The following is a 2076-nucleotide window of genomic DNA, read 5'->3' as shown; positions in this document are numbered from 1 at the left end:
GAGTAATCGTTAATTAGTATAACATCCTAATTTAATATATATTGAGTACCGCAAGGTACATTGTGTCCAAACGTAAGATACCCCGGAACCGTAAGGTTTCCGGGGTTTTTCTGTTGGGTGGAAAGTAAAATCATCTATGAATTTTCAATGCGGAGATTAAAGGAAATTTATCAATAAGACTAAGTAAAGATAAATTTAAAATTGAAAAATAAGACCAGCGGTGCCAAAACGGTGCCAAAAAAACTCCTGCGAATGTTTGCTATTCACAGGAGTAATTTTTTTACCAGCCTTTGATCTGTTTGATCTGTTCAGCACGTTCCGGATCACGATGATATTGCAGTTTCAGACGGATTGTTACCACAATATCCAGCTTTTAAAAGATGACAAGGAGCAGGCAGTTAAAGATAAAGAGGAAGCTGAGAAGTGTGCGGAAAAAGCCGAGAAAGATCTGCATAGCCTGGAAGAACGCAGAGAACGGTTACAGCCGGTAATGGATAATGTCAGCAAAGAAATAAAGGAATATGGAACAGTGAAAACTCTACTTCCAGAAGCTGGTGCATTGGAACGTGCAACAACCTACCGGGATAAGAAAATAAAACCACTGTTTACTCAGGTGAAAAATAAAATTGCTGCGATGGCTGCACAGGTTAAAGAACTTGCCGAAGAAGTAGAAAAATGGAAACACAAATATCAGAAAACAAAGCAAGCATATAACCAAATACAAAGAGAGTTAGATGCAGTGCGTGAAGAAAAAGAGCAGTTATTTGATGAAAAACAACAATTGCAGGATGTTTCTGATAGATATGACCGGGTAGTGCGTGTTCTTGGAGAAAATGCTGTAGATGATGCGGTACAACAGGATATACAGGAGCAGAAGGCATTAGAAGAAAAGCGACAAATGGAGCAAATGCCAACAGGAAGTATTCACGAAAGACTTGCCTGGGGAGCCAGAAAGAGCAGTCGGAAGGCTGCTCTTTGGCAATCTAAGAATAGAGTTTTGGGATAGAATATGATAAAATGTAAGAGATAAATCGGTATTTAACGAGGAGGTAATGATTATGAGTAGAAATATAAAAGGTGGTTTTTTAACATTAAGTAGTGTTGTTGGTATTGTAGGAATGATAATAGCGGCAATGCAAAATCCAGCAACTGCATGGGTAACGCCACCTGGAAGAATGATTATAAGTATTTTAGAAAATGGATTATTGATTCCTACGGTTTTATTCCTTGTTCTTTTTATTTATGGATTGTATATTCTCCTAACGGAGAAAAACGATTGAGCAATACCGGTTTGTCGAATTAAGAAAACCGGTATTTGTGGAGGAGGAATTCTGTAATGAGATTTTTTGAAAATACCCGTAAGCCACAAGGCTTCGGCGGAAAATTGATGACGAAGATGATGAACAGCGGTCACGCCAAATTATCGCAATGGGGATTCTCAAATATCTCCACGAAGTCTGATGCTGAAGTTCTTGACGTCGGCTGTGGCGGCGGAGCAAATATTGCGGTCTGGCTTGATAGATGTAGAAATGGCCACGTGACAGGAATGGATTATTCTGAGGTTAGTGTGGCAAAATCTCAAAAATTGAACGCCCTCGCCATTAAACAAGGGAAATGTAATGTAGTTCAAGGAGATGTATCTGCTATACCCTTTTCTGACGCGACTTTTGATTATGTTTCTGCCTTCGAAACAGTTTACTTTTGGCCAGGATTAGTAAAATGCTTTTCCGAGGTCAACCGTGTGCTGAAAAGCGAAGGCATATTCCTGATTTGTAACGAGAGTGACGGAACGAATGCCGCAGATGAAAAATGGACAAAGATGATCAATGGTATGAAGATTTACACATCTAAACAACTTGTTGCCGCTTTGAAAGAAGCGGGTTTTACAGAGATCAAAACGTATTCAAATGCAAAAAATCATTGGATAAGTATTGTTGCAACGAAATAGCCAAATTCCAGTTGATATTTCACTTATTTTAGGAAATTTAATAACTGTTATAGTTGATTATCAAATTCCTCACAAACCCTTGAAAATACTAAGTTTGTAGCAAGTGAACTTTCCCTTACTCTTTCCCT

General features: G+C 38.5%; 3 protein-coding genes. All 3 read left to right on the top strand.

What is annotated here, in order from left to right; translation table 11 throughout:
* The first annotated feature begins 328 nt into the window (after positions 1-328).
* From NCY57_RS16535 to NCY57_RS16525, 3 genes are read left to right on the top strand one after another with little or no spacing between them, the layout of a single operon-like run.
* Entirely contained in the window at positions 329-1006 is a 678-nt protein-coding gene (locus tag NCY57_RS16535; protein WP_015526358.1) for a hypothetical protein, read from the top strand.
* Positions 1007-1058: 52 nt separating this feature from the next.
* The gene (locus NCY57_RS16530; protein ID WP_044960621.1) at positions 1059-1280 is read left to right on the top strand and encodes a hypothetical protein; all 222 of its coding nucleotides are present in this window, start codon (positions 1059-1061) and stop codon (positions 1278-1280) included.
* Positions 1281-1336: 56 nt separating this feature from the next.
* Positions 1337-1948 carry a class I SAM-dependent methyltransferase gene (locus tag NCY57_RS16525; RefSeq protein WP_021650335.1) on the top strand — a complete coding sequence of 204 codons (612 nt, stop codon included), beginning with the start codon at positions 1337-1339 and terminating at the stop codon, positions 1946-1948.
* Positions 1949-2076: the final 128 nt, after the last annotated feature.

The organism is Blautia sp. MB18-30, from assembly GCF_023669475.1.
Classification (GTDB): domain Bacteria; phylum Bacillota; class Clostridia; order Lachnospirales; family Lachnospiraceae; genus Blautia_A; species Blautia_A fusiformis.
Note: the sequence above shows the minus strand (reverse complement) of the source record. Positions and strands in the feature narration are given on the sequence as shown.

Excerpts from the sequence above, each read along its gene's own strand:
- NCY57_RS16530 (WP_044960621.1), top strand. The coding sequence starts at position 1,059 with ATGAGTAGAAATATAAAAGGTGGTTTTTTAACATTAAGTAGTGTTGTT.
- NCY57_RS16525 (WP_021650335.1), top strand. The coding sequence starts at position 1,337 with ATGAGATTTTTTGAAAATACCCGTAAGCCACAAGGCTTCGGCGGAAAA.
- NCY57_RS16535 (WP_015526358.1), top strand. The coding sequence starts at position 329 with ATGATATTGCAGTTTCAGACGGATTGTTACCACAATATCCAGCTTTTA.